The sequence below is a fragment of the Natronoarchaeum mannanilyticum genome (assembly GCF_039522665.1).
GTDB classification, from domain to species: Archaea; Halobacteriota; Halobacteria; order Halobacteriales; family Natronoarchaeaceae; genus Natronoarchaeum; species Natronoarchaeum mannanilyticum.
Genome location: NZ_BAAADV010000001.1, coordinates 1,111,520 through 1,130,015, shown reverse-complemented (window position 1 = coordinate 1,130,015; position 18,496 = coordinate 1,111,520). Strand labels below are relative to the sequence as shown.

16 protein-coding genes are annotated in these 18,496 nt (G+C 68.6%); 9 read left to right on the top strand and 7 right to left on the bottom strand.

The genetic code is table 11. The features are described 5' to 3' along the window. Nucleotides 1–93: 93 nt before the first annotated feature. From ABDZ81_RS05900 to ABDZ81_RS05885, 4 genes are all read left to right on the top strand, one after another. Nucleotides 94–1,392: an amidohydrolase gene (locus ABDZ81_RS05900; protein WP_343772970.1), complete on the top strand. Its 1,299-nt coding sequence runs from the start codon at nt 94–96 to the stop codon at nt 1,390–1,392. A 145-nt stretch (nt 1,393–1,537) separates the two neighbouring features. Continuing rightward, nucleotides 1,538–2,608, top strand: a complete 1,071-nt coding sequence (locus tag ABDZ81_RS05895) for a hypothetical protein (protein WP_343772969.1) — start codon at nt 1,538–1,540, stop codon at nt 2,606–2,608. A 334-nt stretch (nt 2,609–2,942) separates the two neighbouring features. Continuing rightward, nucleotides 2,943–4,298 (top strand): type I glutamate--ammonia ligase, encoded by a 1,356-nt coding sequence (gene glnA, locus ABDZ81_RS05890; RefSeq protein ID WP_343772968.1) that lies wholly within the window; start codon nt 2,943–2,945, stop codon nt 4,296–4,298. A gap of 323 nt (nt 4,299–4,621) precedes the next feature. After that, nucleotides 4,622–5,905, top strand: a complete 1,284-nt coding sequence (locus ABDZ81_RS05885) for an adenosylhomocysteinase (RefSeq protein ID WP_343772967.1) — start codon at nt 4,622–4,624, stop codon at nt 5,903–5,905. Nucleotides 5,906–5,929: 24 nt separating this feature from the next. Here ABDZ81_RS05885 and ABDZ81_RS05880 read toward each other — a convergent pair whose 3' ends face one another. The 4 genes from ABDZ81_RS05880 to ABDZ81_RS05865 form a co-directional block, all read right to left on the bottom strand. Next, entirely contained in the window at nt 5,930–6,460 is a 531-nt protein-coding gene (locus ABDZ81_RS05880; RefSeq protein WP_343772966.1) for a hypothetical protein, read from the bottom strand. A gap of 129 nt (nt 6,461–6,589) precedes the next feature. After that, the gene (locus ABDZ81_RS05875) at nt 6,590–8,050 is read right to left on the bottom strand and encodes an MATE family efflux transporter (protein WP_343773374.1); all 1,461 of its coding nucleotides are present in this window, start codon (nt 8,048–8,050) and stop codon (nt 6,590–6,592) included. A gap of 96 nt (nt 8,051–8,146) precedes the next feature. Further along, nucleotides 8,147–8,749 carry a TetR/AcrR family transcriptional regulator gene (locus tag ABDZ81_RS05870; protein WP_343772965.1) on the bottom strand — a complete coding sequence of 201 codons (603 nt, stop codon included), beginning with the start codon at nt 8,747–8,749 and terminating at the stop codon, nt 8,147–8,149. Between the two features lie 131 nt (nt 8,750–8,880). Continuing rightward, the gene (locus ABDZ81_RS05865) at nt 8,881–9,042 is read right to left on the bottom strand and encodes a hypothetical protein (RefSeq protein ID WP_343772964.1); all 162 of its coding nucleotides are present in this window, start codon (nt 9,040–9,042) and stop codon (nt 8,881–8,883) included. 204 nt (nt 9,043–9,246) lie between these two features. Here ABDZ81_RS05865 and ABDZ81_RS05860 point away from each other — a divergent pair, with 204 nt between their 5' ends. Then, nucleotides 9,247–9,486: a DUF8001 family protein gene (locus tag ABDZ81_RS05860; RefSeq protein WP_343772963.1), complete on the top strand. Its 240-nt coding sequence runs from the start codon at nt 9,247–9,249 to the stop codon at nt 9,484–9,486. A gap of 73 nt (nt 9,487–9,559) precedes the next feature. Continuing rightward, nucleotides 9,560–9,940 (top strand): helix-turn-helix domain-containing protein, encoded by a 381-nt coding sequence (locus ABDZ81_RS05855; protein WP_343772962.1) that lies wholly within the window; start codon nt 9,560–9,562, stop codon nt 9,938–9,940. Nucleotides 9,941–10,002: 62 nt separating this feature from the next. On the opposite strand, the gene ABDZ81_RS05850 is transcribed toward ABDZ81_RS05855, so the two are convergent. Continuing rightward, nucleotides 10,003–12,072 (bottom strand): hypothetical protein, encoded by a 2,070-nt coding sequence (locus ABDZ81_RS05850; protein WP_343772961.1) that lies wholly within the window; start codon nt 12,070–12,072, stop codon nt 10,003–10,005. Nucleotides 12,073–12,150: 78 nt separating this feature from the next. Here ABDZ81_RS05850 and ABDZ81_RS05845 point away from each other — a divergent pair, with 78 nt between their 5' ends. From ABDZ81_RS05845 to ABDZ81_RS05835, 3 genes are all read left to right on the top strand, one after another. Beyond that, nucleotides 12,151–12,390, top strand: coding sequence for a hypothetical protein (locus tag ABDZ81_RS05845; RefSeq protein WP_343772960.1), 240 nt, complete (start codon nt 12,151–12,153; stop codon nt 12,388–12,390). Nucleotides 12,391–12,445: 55 nt separating this feature from the next. Continuing rightward, complete coding sequence (thrC, locus tag ABDZ81_RS05840) at nt 12,446–13,702, top strand: threonine synthase (protein WP_343772959.1); 1,257 nt, start codon at nt 12,446–12,448, stop codon at nt 13,700–13,702. A 120-nt stretch (nt 13,703–13,822) separates the two neighbouring features. Then, entirely contained in the window at nt 13,823–14,200 is a 378-nt protein-coding gene (locus ABDZ81_RS05835; RefSeq protein WP_343772958.1) for a hypothetical protein, read from the top strand. Nucleotides 14,201–14,224: 24 nt separating this feature from the next. Here the strand turns inward: ABDZ81_RS05835 and ABDZ81_RS05830 are convergent, their stop codons facing one another. Beyond that, nucleotides 14,225–16,348: a PAS domain-containing protein gene (locus ABDZ81_RS05830; protein WP_343772957.1), complete on the bottom strand. Its 2,124-nt coding sequence runs from the start codon at nt 16,346–16,348 to the stop codon at nt 14,225–14,227. Between the two features lie 109 nt (nt 16,349–16,457). After that, entirely contained in the window at nt 16,458–18,452 is a 1,995-nt protein-coding gene (locus ABDZ81_RS05825; protein ID WP_343772956.1) for a PAS domain-containing sensor histidine kinase, read from the bottom strand. Nucleotides 18,453–18,496: the final 44 nt, after the last annotated feature.

Below are 18,496 nucleotides of genomic sequence, written 5' to 3'. Positions count from 1 at the left end.
CGCGGGCCGCGGTGAACTGTTTTTCGACCGAGCGACGGCGTTCGGCGGCCCCGGACCGGACGGATTAACACCGGCGCCCCCGAATCGACGCCCATGACTACGCTGCGGATCGCGGGCGGGCAGGTGCTCCGCCCCGACATGACGGTAGAGCGCGCGGACGTGCTGGTCGACCAGGACGCCGGCGAGATCTTGGAGGTCGGCGTCGAGGCCGGCGTGGGGGACGAACTGCTCGAAGCCGACGGCGGGCTGGTGATCCCGGGCCTCGTCAACGGTCACACCCACGTCGCGATGACGCTACTGCGGGGGTACGCCGACGACAAGCCGCTCGACGCCTGGCTCCAGGAGGACATCTGGCCGGTCGAAGCCGAGTTGACGGCCGAGGACGTCCGCGCGGGCGCCGAACTCGGCATCGTCGAGATGATCAAGTCCGGCACGACGGCCTTTTCGGACATGTACTTCCACGTCTCCGAGATCGCCGACGCCGTCGACGAGGCGGGCGTCCGGGCCGTGCTGGGCCACACCGCGATCACCGTCGGGAAGGACGAGGAGGGCGCCGAGGCCGACATGCAAGAGAGTCTCGACGTCGCGCTGGAGCTCGACGGCGCCGCCGACGGTCGAATTTCTACTACCTTTCAGCCTCACAGCCTGACGACCGTCGGCGAGGAGTACCTCCGAGAGTTCGTCCCGCGCGCCCGCGAGGCCGGCCTGCCGATGCACTTCCACGCCAACGAGACCGAAGGCGAGGTCGAGCCGATCGTCGACGAGCACGGCGAGCGCCCGCTCGCGTACGCCGACGGCATCGGCCTGCTGAGCCCGGAGAACTTCCTCGCCCACGGCGTCCACGTCGACGACGAGGAGATCGACCTGCTCGCCGACTCGGGGACGGGCGTGATCCACTGCCCGGCCTCGAACATGAAGCTGGCCTCGGGGATGGCGCCCGTCCAGCGCATGCTCGACGCCGGCGTCACGGTCGGGCTGGGCACCGACGGCGCGGCATCGAACAACGACCTGGACATGTTCGACGAGATTCGCGACGCGGCGATGCTGGGCAAGCTCGCCGCGGACGACGCGAGCGCGGTCGCGGCGGCCGACGCGGTCGGACTGGCGACGGCCGGCAGCGCGCAGGCCCTGGGGATCGACTCCGGTCGGATCGAACCCGGCGCGAACGCCGACCTCGCGGTCGTGGACCTCGCCGCGCCCCGCCTGACGCCGCAACACGATCTCGTGAGCCACCTCGCGTACGCCGTGAACGGCGGCGACGTCCGGCACACGATCTGCGACGGCGACGTGCTGATGCGGGATCGCGAGGTCCTGACGCTCTACGAGCCGCGGGTCCGGGACGCCGCCGCCGAGCGAGCCGACGCGCTGGTCGAGCGAGCGGGTGACGAGTGATTCGTCACCACGCAACTATTTGGAAAATAAACGAAGAGATGAGTTTTTAAACGTTACAACGATTTCTGCTTCGGTTTCGTCGCTGGGTGAACGGGGTGAACGAGAGACCCCCTTTATGCTTCGCTCCTGATATGGATGGGACGTGATGAGTCGGAAAACCCAACTGTTCGCGGTGCTCGGCGCGATCATGCTGATCGTGTCGATGGCGGCCCCGGCGGCCGCCGCGTCCGCGACGGTCCAAGAGGACGTCGACGAAGACAGCGACGACCTCGAGGACGCGGACGACAACGAGAGCGACGGCGACCTGAACGAATCGGACGACGACGACCTTGACAACGAGTCTGACGGCGACGAGGAGGAGTTGGATGACGAAGACGACGACGCCGAAGACGAAGAGGAGGAAGACGAGGAGGATGCCGATGACGACGACGCCGACGACGACGAGGACGGCGCGGCCGCTTCGGCGTCCAGCGACAACCTCACGATCTCGGTCACCAACGCCCCGTCGGTCGAGCTGACCGACGACGGCGAGGCGGCGGCCAACGCCACCGTCTCGGTGACGGTCGACGACGAGAACGCGTCCTACGAGGGCGCGGGCGAGTACACGACCGACGAGAACGGGACGGTCGCCCTTCCCTCGCCGAACGAGACGGTCGCGGTGACCGTCACCGGCGAGGTCGATAACCGCTCGGTCTCGGTGTCGACGACGCTCGGCACTGACGCGGCCGATAACTTCGGTCTGGAGGTCGCTTCGTTCGTCGCGTCGCTCCAGCAGGAGAACGTCAGCGGTCCGATGGGCCAGCAGGTCGCGGCCTTCGTGGTCGAGAACAACCCGGCTGCTGACAAGATCCCGGACCACGCGGGTCCCGGTAACCAGGGTCCGCCCGAACACGCCGGCCCCGGCGGCGACAAGCAGCCGGGTCCGCCCGCGGACAAGGGGCCCGGCGGCGACAAGGGTCCGTCCGACGACAAGCAGGGCCCGCCCGCGGACAAGGGCCCCGGTAGCGACGCCGACGAGGACTCCCAGCGCGGCCCGCCCGCTGACAGGGGCCCCGGCGGTGACGACGCGGACGAAGACGACGCGGACAGCGAACAGGACGACGATTCGGAGCAGGTCGACGAAGAGGTCGATAGCGAGGAAGACGATTCGGACGACGGCGACGAAGACGCTGACGGCGAAGACGCTGACGACGAGGACAGCGACGAGACGGCCTAAACGGCGACTTTTTTGCGACCGCGGTTTTCGACGCGTACGAACCGACCAGCAGCATCGCGACAGCGTCCCGCGTCGAGGTGCGTACCCGGCGCGCCGTTCGGTTCGCGTTTTCGTTCCGTTCGTGTAGGCCCGACTGCGCGTTCGAACTCGGTACCGAGATTCGGACCGCTGGACGATCGTTAGACCGAACCACATCCGACGAAACGAATGGAAAAAAGACCGAGCTTGAGCGCACGTAATCGGATGAATGTCCTGCTGTTCGGAACTTCGTGCAAATATTTGCGCCGATCGCCGTCGCTTTAGTACTATCTATGCAAGGAATGACCGAAGCAACATGGCATCCGAAAGCCTCACGTCCGACGAACGGGACGTACTCGCTCGCATCGAAGAGGAGGACGTCGACTTCCTCCGCCTGCAGTTCACCGACATTCTCGGCACTGTGAAGAACGTCTCCGTCACGGCCGACCAGGCCGAGAAGGCGTTCACCGAGGGGATCTACTTCGACGGCTCCTCGATCGAGGGGTTCGTCCGCATCCAGGAATCCGACATGCGTCTAGTGCCCGACCCCTCGACGTTCGCCGTCCTCCCGTGGCGGAACACCGAGAGCGGGAAGGCGGCCCGCCTGATCTGTGACGTCTACGACACGAAGACCGGCGAGCCGTTCAGCGGCGATCCGCGTCACGTGCTCAAGAGCGTCCTCGAGGAGGCCCAGGAGATGGGCTATACGGTCAACGCCGGCCCCGAACCGGAGTTCTTCGTCTTCGACAAGGACGAGGACGGCCGCGCCACCACCGAGACCCACGACGCCGGCGGCTACTTCGATCTGGCGCCCAAGGACCTCGCCTCCGACCTGCGCCGGGAGATCATCTACAACCTCGAGGACATGGACTTCGAGGTCGAGGCCTCCCACCACGAAGTGGCGGAAGGCCAGCACGAGATCGACTTCAAGTACGACGACGGCCTGACGACGGCCGACAACATCGCGACGTTCCGCTCGGTCGTCCGCGCCACGGCTGAAGTCAACGACGTCCACGCGACGTTCATGCCCAAGCCGATCGCCCACATCAACGGCTCGGGGATGCACACGCACCTCTCGCTGTTCACCGAGGACGGCGAGAACGCGTTCCACGACGCCGACGACGAGTTCAACCTCTCCGAGACCGCAAAGCAGTTCCTCGCGGGCATCCTCGACCACGCGCCCGCCGTCACGGCGGTCGCGAATCCGACGGTCAACAGCTACAAGCGCCTGGTGCCGGGCTACGAGGCGCCCGTCTACGTCGCCTGGTCGGACGTGAACCGCTCGGCGCTGATCCGCAAGCCGGCCGCGCGCGTCCCCGCGGCCAGCCGCGTCGAGCTGCGCTCGCCCGACCCGTCGTGCAACCCCTACCTCGCGCTCGCCGCCATGATCGCTGCCGGTCTGGACGGCGTCAAGCGCGAGCTGGACTGCCCCGACCCGGTTCGGGAGAACATCTACGAGTTCGACGCCGAGAAGCGCGAGGAGTACAGCATCGAGACGCTGCCGCCGAACCTCGGCGCCGCGATCGACGAGCTCGAGGACGACGAGGTCATCACGAGCGCGCTCGGCGAGCACGTCGCCGAGAAGTTCGTCGAGGCCAAGCAGGCCGAGTACGACGAGTACAAGGCCGAAGTCTCCGAGTGGGAGCACGACCAGTACCTCGAGACGTTCTGAGGCCGCTCTTTCGTTCGTCCGAGGTAGCGATCGGCTGACGCCGATCCGTTGCCTCCGCCGGGCGTGTCAGGCTCGCGTCGGCGGTGCCGTAGGGACTCCAGTGGACTGGCTACTCACGACACTGCGAGCGATCGGAACTCAGGCTTCCGAACGGGGGATCCTACGACGAAACGCCAAGTTCCGACGCGGGCCCACGAATTCCGGCGACCGCGCCCCGACGCCGCGTTCCGGCGACTGCGTCCCGACGCCGTTCCGGCCGCTACGGTTCGACGCCGCGCCCGCCCTTCGGTAGGGTTTTGGGCGCCCTGCTCCTTTCTCTCCGCATGAGCGACTACTCCCCGATCAGCGAGCACCTCGACGACGTCGAGGCCGCTCGCGAGGACGGGCACCGCAAGATGGACTGGGCGCGCCAGCACATGCCGATCCTCGCCGAACTCCGCGAGGAGTTCCGCGACGAGCAGCCCCTGGCCGGCGAGCGCGTCGGGATGGCGATGCACGTCGAGGCCAAGACGGCCTGCCTGGTCGAGCTGCTCGCGGAGGGCGGCGCCGACGTGGCCGTCACCGGCTGCAACCCCCTCTCGACCCACGACGACGTCAGCGCCGCGCTCGACGAGCACGAGCGGATCACCAGCTACGCCAAGCGCGGCGTCGACGACGAGGAGTACTACGCCGCCATCGACGCCGTCATCGAGTTCGAGCCCACGGTCACCGTCGACGACGGCGCCGACCTCATCTTCCGAATCCACCAGGAGTACCCCGAGCTGATCGACACGATCGTCGGCGGCTGCGAGGAGACGACCACCGGCGTCCACCGCCTGCGCGCGATGGACGACGACGACGCGCTGGAGTACCCCGTCTTCGCGGTCAACGACACGCCGATGAAGCGGCTGTTCGACAACGTCCACGGCACCGGCGAGTCCTCGCTGGCCAACATCGCCATGACGACGAATCTCTCGTGGGCCGGCAAGACGATCGTCGTCGCGGGTTACGGCGACTGCGGCCGCGGCGTCGCGAAGAAGGCCTCGGGCCAGAACGCCGACGTGATCGTCACCGAGGTCGAGCCCCGGCGCGCGCTCGAAGCCCACATGGAAGGCTACGAGGTGATGCCGATGGCCGAGGCCGCGAAGGAAGGCGACGTGTTCCTCACGACGACGGGCAACCGCGACGTGATCACGCGCGAGCACTTCGAGCAGATGGGCGACGGCGTCCTGCTGGCCAACGCCGGCCACTTCGACGTCGAGGTCAACCTCGACGATCTCTCGGATCTCGCGGTCGACACCTACGAGGCCCGCGACGGCGTCCAGACCTACGAGTTAGAGGACGGCCGTCGACTGAACGTGCTCGCCGAGGGGCGCCTCGTGAATCTCGCCTCGCCGATCGCGCTGGGCCACCCGGTCGAAGTGATGGACCAGAGCTTCGGCGTCCAGGCCGCCGGCGTCCGCGAACTGGTCGAGAACGGCGAGGCGTACGAGGCGGGCGTCCACGACCTGCCCGACGACCTCGACCGCGAGATCGCCGAGATCAAGCTCGCGGCCGACGGCGTCGAGTTCGACGACCTGAGCGACGAGCAGGCCGAGTACATGAACAGCTGGCAGCACGGGACGTAATCGCGGCGCCGAAACTCGATCGCGCTAGAATCGCTCTTTGATGTCGGTCGAGCCGCAGTCCGGGCAGACGAGATCGGGACCGTCCTGATTGAACGCTTCGCGACAGTCCTGGCACCGGTACTGTCCGGTCGTCATCAGTTCGCTGACGACCGCCGCCTCGTCGTCGCCCGGCCCGTCAGTTGTTGCGTCGTCGGATTCGTCAGTTGCACCGCCGGACGCCGTCTCCGCCGCGGCGTCCGTCGTGTCCGGTGCAGTGCTCGGCGCCGCCTCTTCGCCGGTCGACGCTTCCGCAGCGGCGTCCGACTGGACCGACTCGGCGTCGACGCTGTCGCCTGCGTCGTCGTTCGACCGCGGATCCAGCGGGTGCGAGCCCTCGGCGCGGTCGGGGTTCGCCAGGAGTTCGACGTCGTCCGAGTCACACTCCGGGCAGCGCGCGTGTCTCGGCGACCGGTTCGAGTTGAACCGTCCCTGGCAGCCGTTGCAGCGGTACTCCGGGGGGTCGGAGCTGTCGCCGCCGCCCGTGAGCGATTTTCGGATGCGATCCTGGAAACCCATACTGTGACGACAGTTGTCGTGAACCATAGTTAATATAACTTATAGTTAGCGCCTGGACGACCGTTCAACTATCCGTAGCCAGTCGGTAATTATGGATCAAAACAACATGGCGGCACCGGCGCCGCGGCGTCAGTCGTCGGCCGCCGCGGCGTCGTCGGTCTCGGGAGCGGCCGTCTCCGGCGCGTCTTCGTCGTCCTCGACGACGCGCTGGTCCCAGTTGCCGACGAGGAACCAGGTCCCGACGAGCACCGCCGCGGCGACGTGGGAAAAGGCGATGCCCCACCAGACGCCGGTCGCGCCCATCCCAAGCAGCGCGACGAACGCGAGCGTCGGCGGGATGCGCAGCCCCCACTGGGAGAGCGTCGAGAAGATGAACGCGGTACGGGTGCTGCCGGCGCCCCGGAACCCGGCGTTGAGCACGTGAAACAGGCCCATGAACACGTACGTCGGGCCGATGATCTTGAAGTAGTCCGTCCCCATCGCGACGACCGTCGCGGCGTCCTCGCCCCGAATGAACACCCGGACGAGCGGCTCGGCGAAGAGGAACGCAAGAAGGCTAAACACCGAGAGGACGCTGACGATGATACCGGCACTCAGCAGGACGGCCGTGCGCGCCCGGTCGTTCTTCCCGGCGCCGAGGTTCTGGCCGACGGCCGTCTCGGTGCCCTGCGCGAGGCCGACCGCCGGGAGGTAGACCAGCGTGTTGATCCGGTTGCCGATGCCGTAGGCGGCGACGGCGTCGGCGCTCACGAGGCCGACCAGCGCCGTCATCCCGGTGTAGGCCAGCGATTCAGCGCTCTTTTCGAGCCCGGAGGGGCCGCCGACGTCGAGGATCTTGCGGACGACCGAGAGCTCCGGTTTCAGGTCCGACAGCGCCAGCGAGATGCCGACGCGGCCGGTGAACAGCATCCAGAGTCCGATCATCGCCGCGACGCCGCGCGAGAAGACGGTGGCGACCGCGGCGCCCTGGACGCCGAAGCCGGTGAAGCCGGTCGCGTCGAACAGCGCGGCCTCTAGCCCTTCGAGGCCGGCCCACGCGAACAGCGGGTTGCCGTCGAACCCGAGGATCAGGAACGGGTCGAGCACGATGTTGAGCGCGACGCTGACGCCCATCAGGTACAGCGGCGTCGTCGTGTCGCCCCAGCCCCGCAGGACCGCCTGGAAGATGAAGAAGCCGAACATGAACACGACGCCGACGAAGAACGTGCGCGTGTACTCGACCGCCAGTGCGTGGACGACCGTGCCCGGTTCGGTGCCGACGACCGGCAGCAAGGTCGGCGCGAGCGCGTAGCCCAGCGCCGCGAGCGCCACCGAGGTCAGCGAGACGAACGTGATCGTCTGACCGGCGACGCTGGCGACCCGGTCCTCGTTGCCGGCGCCCTTGTGCTGGGCGACCAGCACGGTGCCGGCGACGGTCAGCCCGCTCCCGAGGCTGATCATCAGGAACGAGAAGGGCAGCGCGAACCCGAGTGCGGCGACCGGGTCGGCGCCCAGACGGCCGACGAAGAACGTGTCGACGAGGTTGTACGTGACCTGTAGCAGCTGCGAGGCGACGATCGGGAGCGTCAGCGACAGCAGCGGCTTCAGCATCGGCCCCTCGGTGAGCTCGACCGAGCGGTCCTCAGGCACGGCGATCACCCGACGCGGGCGGCCGCTGCTCGACGGTGGCGGGACGACGATTCACTCTCACGCCGCGGCGTCCCCCGTTCGCTCGTCCTCGACCAGCAGCTCCCGGATCAGCAGCTCCTCGATCCCGGCTATCGCCTCCTCGCAGGGGGCGTCCTCGCCGAGGATCACGTTGTGGGACTGGGCGCCCTCGATCGCCGAGCGAAAGAGGGCGGCGAAGTGCTCGGGATCGACCTCGCGGAATCGGCCCTGTTCGATGCCGTCGCGGACGATATCAGCGATGTGCTCGCGCCAGACGGCGTCGTTGCGCGCGAGCTGCTCGCGGAGCGCCTCGTCGTAGGGCGCCTGCGCCCGGAGCTCCAGGAGAGCGGTGTGGAACTCGTCGACGCCGTTGTCGCCGGTGCCCCCGACGACCAGCTCGGCCAGCCGGAGCAGGCGATCGGCGGGATCGGCGTCCGGATCGTCCTCGAGGTCGTCGAGAAAGTCGTCCAGAATCGTCTCCAGGCAGGTCGCCAGCAGGTCCTCCTTCGAGTCGAAGTGGTAGTGGATCAGCGACGTGCTCTTGTCGAACTCCTCGCCGATCGCCGCCATCGTCAGGTCGGCGTAGCCGTGCTCGTACAGCGCCGTGAACGTGGCGTCGACGATCTCGTCCCCGGTGGTCATAGTTGATTGAGTGGTCAATCAATATTTAAAGGCTGCGTTCGGGGTCGCGGTTTCGCTATTCCGATCGGGTTCGTCGCCCAGAACTAGAGACGCATCTCCGCTACCGGCACCGCTCGCCCCGTCACTGGGGACTACTCCTCGTCAGTCACCGGGCGCACGTCGCGGGATCCGCAGATCGGGCAGTGGACGAGCGACGGGTCGTGACAGGTTCGGAACACCTGCCGGCACGCCCCGCAGCGGAAGGGGCGGGCGCTCGCCTCGTCCCCGCCGTCGTCCTCGCGGTCCGTACTCATCGGTGTTTCCCGATCTGTTGCCGACGGTAATTAATATGTCTCATTCTATGTATAAGGATGGAGTTGATATTTTCCGATCGCGGAGCAATTCAAACGTCCCGTCGGCGGAGCCCCGCGAGCGGCGTCCGAACGGACGCGCTGGCGGCTTCCGGACCGCCGTTCGATTTCCATACAGTAAGGTGGGTCGACAACGTACGCCCGTCGATGGCAGAGCCACTCCGCGTCGCCGCGGGCGAGCGATCGGCCGAGGAACTGCTCGACGCCCTCGAGGACGGCCGCCGGGTCGTCGTCGAGACGGAGATGTTCGGCGGGTCCCACGAGGTGACGCTGCGCCACGACGGCGACGTCTACTACTGCGACACGCCGACGACGCTGCACCGACACGAGTCGTCCGACGGGATGCGCGAGTGCATCCTGAAAAACGGGTACGGGGCGGAGGAGTAGCTTCTCCGACCGCGCGATTGCACGCTGGCGGCGTGTAGCCGGTTTTATCGTTCTCGGTGTCCCATACGTTCCCATGAGCGACGCCGCCCAGCCGGACATGGTCTCCCTGATGGAGAACGCCGATCCGGCCTTCGAGGACGTGATGACCTGCGTGTTCGGCATCCAGGACCACGAGACCCGCACCTACCTCGCGCTACACGACCGCCCGGGCAGCACCGTCGAGGAGCTGGCCGACGCCCTGGAGCGCGACCGGAGCAACGTCAACCGGTCGCTGTCGACGCTGCTCGAGGCCGGCCTCGTCGAACGCGAGCGCCGCCTGCTCGATTCGGGCGGGTTCGTCTACCAGTACACGGCCGTTCCGCTACCGGAGGCCAAGGAGTTGCTCCACGACGCGCTCGACGCCTGGTCCGAGACCGTCCACAGCGCGATCGACGAGTTCCCCGACGACTGCTGACCCGGCGCCCCCTCGCCGCGGCGTCGAGACGCCGCGCCGGATTTTGTGGTCGGGACGCTCCGCTACGGCGTCGACGCGACCGCCAACGCGTACGTACGCACTTCTCCCGGCTGCCGAGCGAACAGCTCCGCCGCCCGCGCGGGCGTCACGACGTTCCCGCTCCCGAAGTACGGCATCGCGACGACCGCCCCGACGCCGTCGAGCCACGCCGGGCGGCTGCTGTCCGCGCTCTCTCCGCTCCCGGACCACCCCGCGGCCGCGCCGTCTCCGAACAGCACCTCACGGTCGATGCCGCTGAACAGGACCGCGTCCGGCGACCCCGTCGACACGAACGCGGCCTCGCCGGGCCGAGTCAGGTTGCCGACGCGGAGTTCGGCGCCGACCGTCTCGGCGTCCGGCAGCCCGTCGCCGAGGACCCACAGGTCGAATCGGTCTCCCGGGGCGATCGGACGCTCCGCCTCGGCCGCTTCGGCGTCCGCGAGCCGGCGGCGCAGGCTCGCCCGCTCCTCGCCCAGTAGCGCGCCCACCGACCCGCCGCCGTCGGCGTCGACCGGGACCGAGAACCGCACCGTCTCGCCCGGCGCGAGCCGGCGGTCGACGCGCTCGCGCCCCAGCGCGGCCGCGGAGTGCTCGCCCGCCTGCATCGTCGCAGCGACGTCGGCGTCCGTGAGGTGCGCGGCCGGATCGGACGGGACGACCACGGCCTCGACGAGCGGCGTCGCGTCGGCGTCCGCGCCGGTTTCGATCTCGATGTCGAGCCGATCGCCGTCGAGATACCGCTCGCGGCCGAGCGCCCGGATCGTCTCGGCGCCGGCGTCGGCGTACGGCGCGGCGCCGTCGAGATACGTCCCGACGTCGCCGACGAAGCGCCAGTCTCCGTCGTCCGCACCGCTCCGGAGTCTGATTCGGTGATCGTAGAAGCCGGCGTCGGGACAGCGCAGCCAGAGGTCGAACCGGTCGTCGGCGTCCTCGCTTCGTGCGGACGCCGTACCGTCGCTGGCGTCCCCCGGCGCGGCGCCGGCACCCCCCATCGCGGCCCTGGCGTCGGCCGTCGCGGCCCACGCGTACCGGTAGCGGTCGCGGGCGACGGTGAACGTGCTCGCTCGCTGTTGGCCCGCGGCGGCCGATCCTTCGGGATTGGGCACCAGCGGATCGAACCCCTGCTCGGTCGGGACGTACGCGGTGCGGGCGTACCAGCCGACGCCGTCGGCGCCGGCGTCGAGCGCCGCGCGGTGGTCCATCCGGAGCGACTGCCGGCTCGGCGTGTGGCCCGGGTTGATCGTGTGGGACTGGCCCATGTAGTAGACGTCGCCGCCGCGGAGCCCCGTTTTCGCGTTCGAGACGAGGCTCCGGACCGCATCGTTCGCGGGCTCGGGCCCGACGTCTTTCTCGTACCAGCCGCGGTAGTAGTCCGCGAACGCGAAGTCGGGCGGGGTCCCCTGGCGGTGGAGGTCGTCCAGCAGGCGGGCGAACACGTGGGGCTGCTTCGAGTCGACGACGTAGGGGAAGTGGACGAACACGCCCACGTCGATCTCGGGATCGATCTCGCGGGCGGCCCGCCGCTGGGCGGCGAACACGGCCGGGCCGTACGTTCGGAGGTTGTCGACGGCCTCGTCGTCCCACTTTTCGTCGGACCACCCGCCCATCACCGGCGCCTCCTGCCAGGGGATGAGCTTCCCGCCCGCCTCGAACTCGCCGTAGGCCTCGACCGCCCGCCGGATCCCTTTCAGGTTGCGCTCGCGGGCCTCTCGGCTCGCGGCGAACTCGTCGGCGGTCACGTCGGTCAGCACGCCGGCGTGGAGCCACGCGGGCACGTCGAAGCGGTCGGCCGTCGCGAGCCCCTCGCGGAGGTTCTCGATCGCGCCCGACGCCTTCGGATCCGGGATCGCGAGGATCGCCGCCAGATCGCGCCGGGCGGCGAACGCGAGCAGGTTCTCCCGGATCGGCGCGTCGGCCAGCAGCGAGCCGCTGAGCCACACGAAGTCCGAGTCGCTGCCTCCCTCGTCGCCCCTCTGGGCTTCCGCCGGGATGTCGTCCCACCCCTGACAGCCGGTGAGGGTGCTCGTCCCGGCGACTCCCGCGAGGTACGTCCGCCGATCCAACGCGCTTCCGCGCTCCGTCTCCTCTCCCATACGCGTCACACGTCCACGAACCGACGCTTCACTGTGCGGGGTCGACCCTTCTTTGGGCTGCGCGACGAAGACTCTCGTATGGCCGACGACGCAACCGAACATCCTACCTGCGACCGCCGGAGCTGCGACGAGCGAGCCGCGTTCGTCGTTCTCGAACGGTATCTCGAGGACACGGGGAAGGGTCCCGTCGAGGCCCAGACCGTCCTCTGCCGGGCCCACACGGACGAGGAATCGCCGGTGAACCTCGACGCGGCGTACTCCGACTACGTGTTCCGCGTCGAGCCGATCTCGGAGGCCGCGCTCGACGCCGCGGCGTGACACCCCCGACGCAAAACCCGCTCTCTTTTCCCCCCGGGCCCCTTGCACACCGACAATGAGTCTCGAACTCGACGCGCCCGCCGAGGCCGCACCGGACGTCGCCGACGACGGCGTCTGGCTGGCCTGTATCGAGTGCGACAACGTCCTCGCGCCGTTCGACGACGTCGTCTACACCTGTCCCGACTGCGACAGCCTGCTGGAGGTGCGTTACGCCGACCTGCCGACCTTCGACGACTTCGAGGGCCGGGGCGTCTGGCGCTACGACGACGCCCTGCCCGTCGAGATGGGCGTCACCATCCAGGAGGGCGACACGCCGCTGTACTCCGTGCCCGATCTGGAAGAGGAGACCGGCGTCGAGCATCTCCACGTGAAACACGAGGGGATGAACCCGACGGGCAGCTTCAAGGATCGCGGCATGACCGTGGGCGTGCAGGTCGCCAGCGAACTCGGCGTCGACCGGCTGGCCTGCGCTTCCACTGGAAACACCAGCGCCGCGCTGGCCGCTTACGGCGCCCGCTCGGAACTGGAGACGCTCGTACTCTTGCCGGCGGGGAAGGTTGCCGCCGGAAAGGTCGCGCAGGCGAGCCTTCACGGCGCGCGGATCCTCGAAGTCGACGGCAACTTCGACACCTGCCTCGACATCGTCCAGGATCTGGCGGGGATGGGCGAGGCGTACCTGCTGAACTCGCTGAACCCCTTCCGACTGGAGGGCCAGAAGACGATCGGCCTCGAAATCTTGGAGCAGTGCAAGTCTCGTACCGGCGAGTTCCCCGACCGGATCGTGCTCCCCGTGGGGAACGCCGGCAACACCAGCGCGCTGTACAAGGCGTTCCGCGAGCTCGTCCAGGCCGGCGAACTCGACGAGACGGAGGTGCCCAAGCTCACCGGCGTCCAGGCCGAGGGCGCCGCGCCGATGGTCGAGGCGATCGAGGAGGGCAACGACGAGATCCACCGCTGGGACGACGTCGAGACGCGCGCGACGGCCATCCGCATCGGCAACCCGGTCAACGCGCCGAAGGCGATCCCCGGCATCCGCGAGACCGACGGCACCGCCGTCGCCGTCTCCGACGAGCGGATCACCGACGCCCAGCGCTCGCTCGCCGAGGAGGGCGTCGGCGTCGAACCCGCCAGCGCGGCGTCGATCGCGGGCCTCCGGAAGCTCCGCGACCGCGGCGTCGTCGACGCCGACGAGAACGTCGTCTGCCTGACGACCGGACACCTGCTGAAGGATCCCGACGCCGCGGCGGCGGCGGGCGCCGACCCCGAACCGGTGCCGGGCGACACTGAGGGTGTTCTAGAGCACCTCGACTGATCTGCCGATTGGGGGCACTCTCGTCCCCGCAACTGCCCCGCTGCGCCGCCGGATGCCGCGCGTCGGACGCGCGTCTCACATAATTTTTCATTATAGTATCTCGTGGGTTTCGGTCGTCCGATGTCGCTCAACGACCCCTCTCTCGACGGCCAGATCGACACCCCGCTCGATGGCACGGATGGCCCCTCGATCGGCGAACGCACTGGGACGGCGCCGAACTCGACCGTCGACGCTGACGGTCGGCGATCGCGGGCGGCGATCCGGACCGAGAATCGGCTGCTGCGAGCGCGCGCAGCGGCGCTCGAACGAAAACTGAGAGACGATCGCGAGGAGCGCCGGCGCGTGACCGAGCGCTACGAGGCGTTGTTGTCCGAGCGCCGCGGCGGCGGCAGGGCCGCCGAGCGCGCGCCCGTCGAGTCCGCGGAACCTCATTCGGGCTCGGCGACTCGCGGATCGAAAATCCTGACCGCGGTTCGGAACTGGCTGGCCCGACGCTGACCCCGGCCCCCTCCGCTGTCGCTTCTACGCCGACTGCTCGATCGCGAACTCGAAGCGCGCGCCGCCGGAAGACTCGCTTCGCTCGTCTTCCGAGGATCGCGACCCGTCGGTTCCCTCACCGCCGTCCTCGGCGTCGGTCACCCCGACGGTCCAGCCGTGGGCGTCGGCGAGCGTCCGGACGATGTAGAGGCCGAAGCCGGTGCCGTCATCGGAATTGGTGTATCCCTGCTCGAAGATGCTGCCTTTCTCGTCGTCGGGGATGCCCGGGCCGTCGTCTTCCACGAAAAAGCCCGTCTCCGTCCGTCCGACCGTGACGGTGACGGGATCGTCCGGAGTGTGCGCGTGTTCCACGGCGTTCCGAAAGAGGTTCTCCAGTAGTTCGACGAGCCGATCCGGGTCTGACTCGATCGACCCCACGTCGTCCTCGACGGAGAGTGTCGCGGCGCCGCCGTCGATCGCCTGCCAGGCGTCGTAGGCGACCCGCGACAGCGAGACGCGCTCGGTTTCGCCGACGATCTGGCCCTGTCGGGCCAGCGTCAGCAGCTCGTCGGTCAGCCGGTCCATCCGGTCGAGCGCCCACTCGATCTCCGCGACGATCTCCTCGTCGGCGTCGACCTGCCCGAGGTAGCCCCGGGCGACCGACAGCGGGTTGCGCAGGTCGTGGGAGACGATGCTGGCGAACTCCTCTAGCCGCTCGTTCTGGTTGGCCAGATCCCGCTCGCGCTCGCGGAGCGCCTCCTCGCGGGCCGCCCGGTCGAGCGCCGCCTCCATGTTCGCCGCCAGCACCGCCGCGAGCTCGACGCCGAACTCGCTGAACGTGCCGCTGGTCGAGGCGAAGCCCAGCACGCCGTGCTCGCCCAGCGGCAGGGTCACGGCCACCGGATCGGCGTCGACGTCGCCGCCCGCGTCGCCGGCGGCCTCGACGACCGAAACCTCGCCCGTCTCGTCCGGCCGATCCTCGATGAACTGCGCCCGCCCCGTCTCGTAGGCCCGCCGGAACCACTCGTCGTATCGATCGACGAGCGCGACCTCCGTCGCGTCCGTCGATCCGGCCGCGTCGTCTGCATCGGACGCGTCGACCGCGGCGTCGGACGCGTCGGTCGCAGCCGTTTCGGCGTCGGGCAGCTCCTCCGTCAACTCGATCGGGCTGTCAGTGTCGACCGGTTCGACGGGGAAGTCGGCTTCCCTCGACTCGCCGGGCGTTCCCTCGTCGTCCACTCCTCGCCCGCTCGCGACCGGCGCCAGGCCCGCGTCGTCGGTCAGCGCCACCTCGACGACCGGCAGGTCGGGGATCTCCTCGGCGATGTCGACGGCGATCTCGGCGATCTCCCGTGCGGTCTCCGTCGCGACCAGCTCCCGGCTGGCGGCGTGGAGCGCGTTCATCATCTCCTCTTGTCGGTGCTGTTCGGTGACCTCGCGGGTCGTCCCGATGATGCCGACGACGTCGCCGTCGCTGTCGTAGCGGGGCGCCTTCGTCGTCGACATCCAGCGATCGCGACCCGCTTCGTCGACGAAGTGTTCGACTTTGTTGATGACCGGTTCCTCGTTCTCCATGATCGCCTTTTCTTCCTCCCACAGGGAGTCCGCGTGCGAGGGCGGGAACAGTTCGTAGTCGGTCAGCCCGATCATCTGCTCGCGGGTGAACCCGTACTCCTCGGCGGCGGCCGCGCTGGCGTCCGCGATCCGGCCCGTGTCGTCCTTGATGAACACCTGATGGGGGAGATACTCCATCAGCGAGTTCAGCTGCTCGCCCTCGGTCTGGAACGAGGTGCCGTCGCCGGCGACGTCGCGGATACGCCGGACGACCGCGATCGGGAACTCCTCGTCGATCTGCACCTCCGGGCCCGCGGTGATCACGTCGGCCGCGCCGGCGTCGAGGCCGGCCCTGATGTCGCCGTCGTCTGGATCGCGAACGACGATCAGGAACGGGACGTCCGGCAGGTAGATTCTGGCCGCTTCCAGCTGTTCGAGCCCGTCGACGCCGGCCTCGTCGTGATCGAGGACGACAGCGCAGTCCGGTTCGACGTCGGCGTCGGCCACCGCGGCCGGTTCGGACACCGTCTCGACCGTGACGTCGTCGGCCTCGGCCCGGAGCGACCGCTCGACCTCGCGGAGATCGCCGACCGGGTCGATCAGAAGTACGTTCATTTCTGTCGTGCGATCCCTCGCGCAAATTCAGTTCCTACCCGTTCGTACGTCTCACTCAAAACAGTAACGGCGGATCCCGCAGGTCGGTTCGACGGTCGTCGTCGTCGGGTCATGTGGGGTGCCCGCTGTCGACGCCGGGCGAGCGTTTCCCGCGCTCGACGCCGGTGATCTCGAAGCGCGCGCCGGTCGGATCGGCGTCGGCGAGCTCGACCGCCCAGTCGTGGGCGTCGGCGAGCGTCCGGACGATGTAGAGGCCGAAGCCCGTGCCGTCGTCGGCGTTGGTGTAGCCCTGCTCGAAGACGGTTTCTTTTTCGCTATCCGGGATCCCCGGGCCGTCGTCCTCGACGAAAAAGCCGGACTCTAGCGGGCCGACCGTGATGGTGACCGGATCGTCGGCGCTGTGGGCGTGCTCGATCGCATCCTGACGAGCCTGCGAGTCAGGGCTCGTCGAACCGTGTTCGACGGCGTTCCGAAAGAGGTTCTCCAGCAGCTCCAGCAGCCGGTCGCGATCCGCGGCGACCGTTCCGACGTCGTCCTCGACGGCCAGCGTCGCGGCGCCGGTGTCGACGCCCTGCCAGGCGTCCCAGGCCGCGCCCGACAGCGAGACGCTCTCGGTGTCGCCGACGATCTGGCCCTGTCGGGCCAGCGTCAGCAGCTCGTCGGTCAGCCGGTCCATCCGGTCGAGCGCCCAGCGGACCTCCTCGGCGCTGTCGTCGTCCTCGTCGAACATCTCGGCATACCCCTGCGCGACCGACAGCGGGTTGCGCAGGTCGTGGGAGACGATGCTGGCGAACTCCTCTAACCGCTCGTTCTGGCGGGCGAGCTCGCGCTCGCGCTCGCGGATCGCCGCCTCGCGGGCCGCCCGGTCGAGGGTGGCCTCGACGTTGGCCGCCAGCACTTCGGCGAGTTCGACGCCGGCGTCGTCGAACGTGCCGCTGGTCGAGGCGAAGCCGAGCACGCCGTGCTCGCCCAGCGGGAGCGCGACCGCGATCGGATCGACGCCGTCGGTCACCTCCGACTTGGCGTAGCCGACGACGGCGCCGGGATCGTCCTCCGATAACGAGACGACGTACTGGCCGACGCCCGATTCGTAGGCCCGGCGAAACCACTCCTCGTAGCGTTCGAACACGGACGCGGACTCGTCGGTGTGGCCGGTCGCCGCCGTCTCGAGGTGCTCCGCCTCGTCGTCGTACAGGACGACCTCCAGCACCGGCAGGTCGGGGATGTCGTCGGCGATGTCGACGGCCGTCGCCGCGATGTCGTCGCGGGTCTCGGCGGTCACCAGATCGCGGCTGGCGGCGTGGAGGGCGTTGACCATCACCTCGCGGCGCTTCTGTTCGGTGACGTCCCGGGCCGTTCCGATGATGCCGACGACGTCGCCGTCGCTGTCGTAGCGGGGCGCCTTCGTTGTCGACACCCAGTGGTCCTGACCGTCCTCGACGTAGTGTTCGACCCGGTTGATGATCGGCTCCTCGGTCTCCATGATCTCCTGTTCTTCCTCGTAGAGCTCGCGACCGAGTTCGGTGTCGAACAGGTCGTGGTCGGTGAACCCCTGGATCTCCTTCTGAGTGGGCTCGTGTTCGTGCATCGCCACGTTGCTCATCGCGGCGATCCGCCCGACGTCGTCCTTGATGAACACCTGGTGGGGGAGATACTCCATCACCGAGTTCAACAGCTCGCTGTCGGTCTGGAACGACTCGCCCATGTCGGCGGCGTGACGGACGCGTCGGGTCAGCAGGAGGGGAAAGTCCTCGTCGGACTCCCGGTTGCCGCCGGTGCCGACCGCGAGCACGTCTGCCGCGCCCTCCTCGAGCGCTCGCTGGGTGAAATAGGCCCGGGGGTCGATCACGAACACGACGACCGGGACGTCCCCGACGCGGTCCTCGACGTCGTGGAGCAGTTCGATCCCGTCGACGCCGGCGTCTTCGTACTCCAGGACGACGATACAGTCGGGATCTACGTCCGTCTCGGAAACCGCCGCGGGCGACTCGACCGTCCCGACGGTGATCGTCGGGTCTTCGCCCACGAGCGCCTCTTCGACCCTGCCCATCGCGTCGGCGGGGTCGACGAGGAGGACGGTCATCGGTTCGCGATCGGACGCCATCAATAGTCAGCTACCCTATTTTTAGCCCACCGTAAAAACACTGA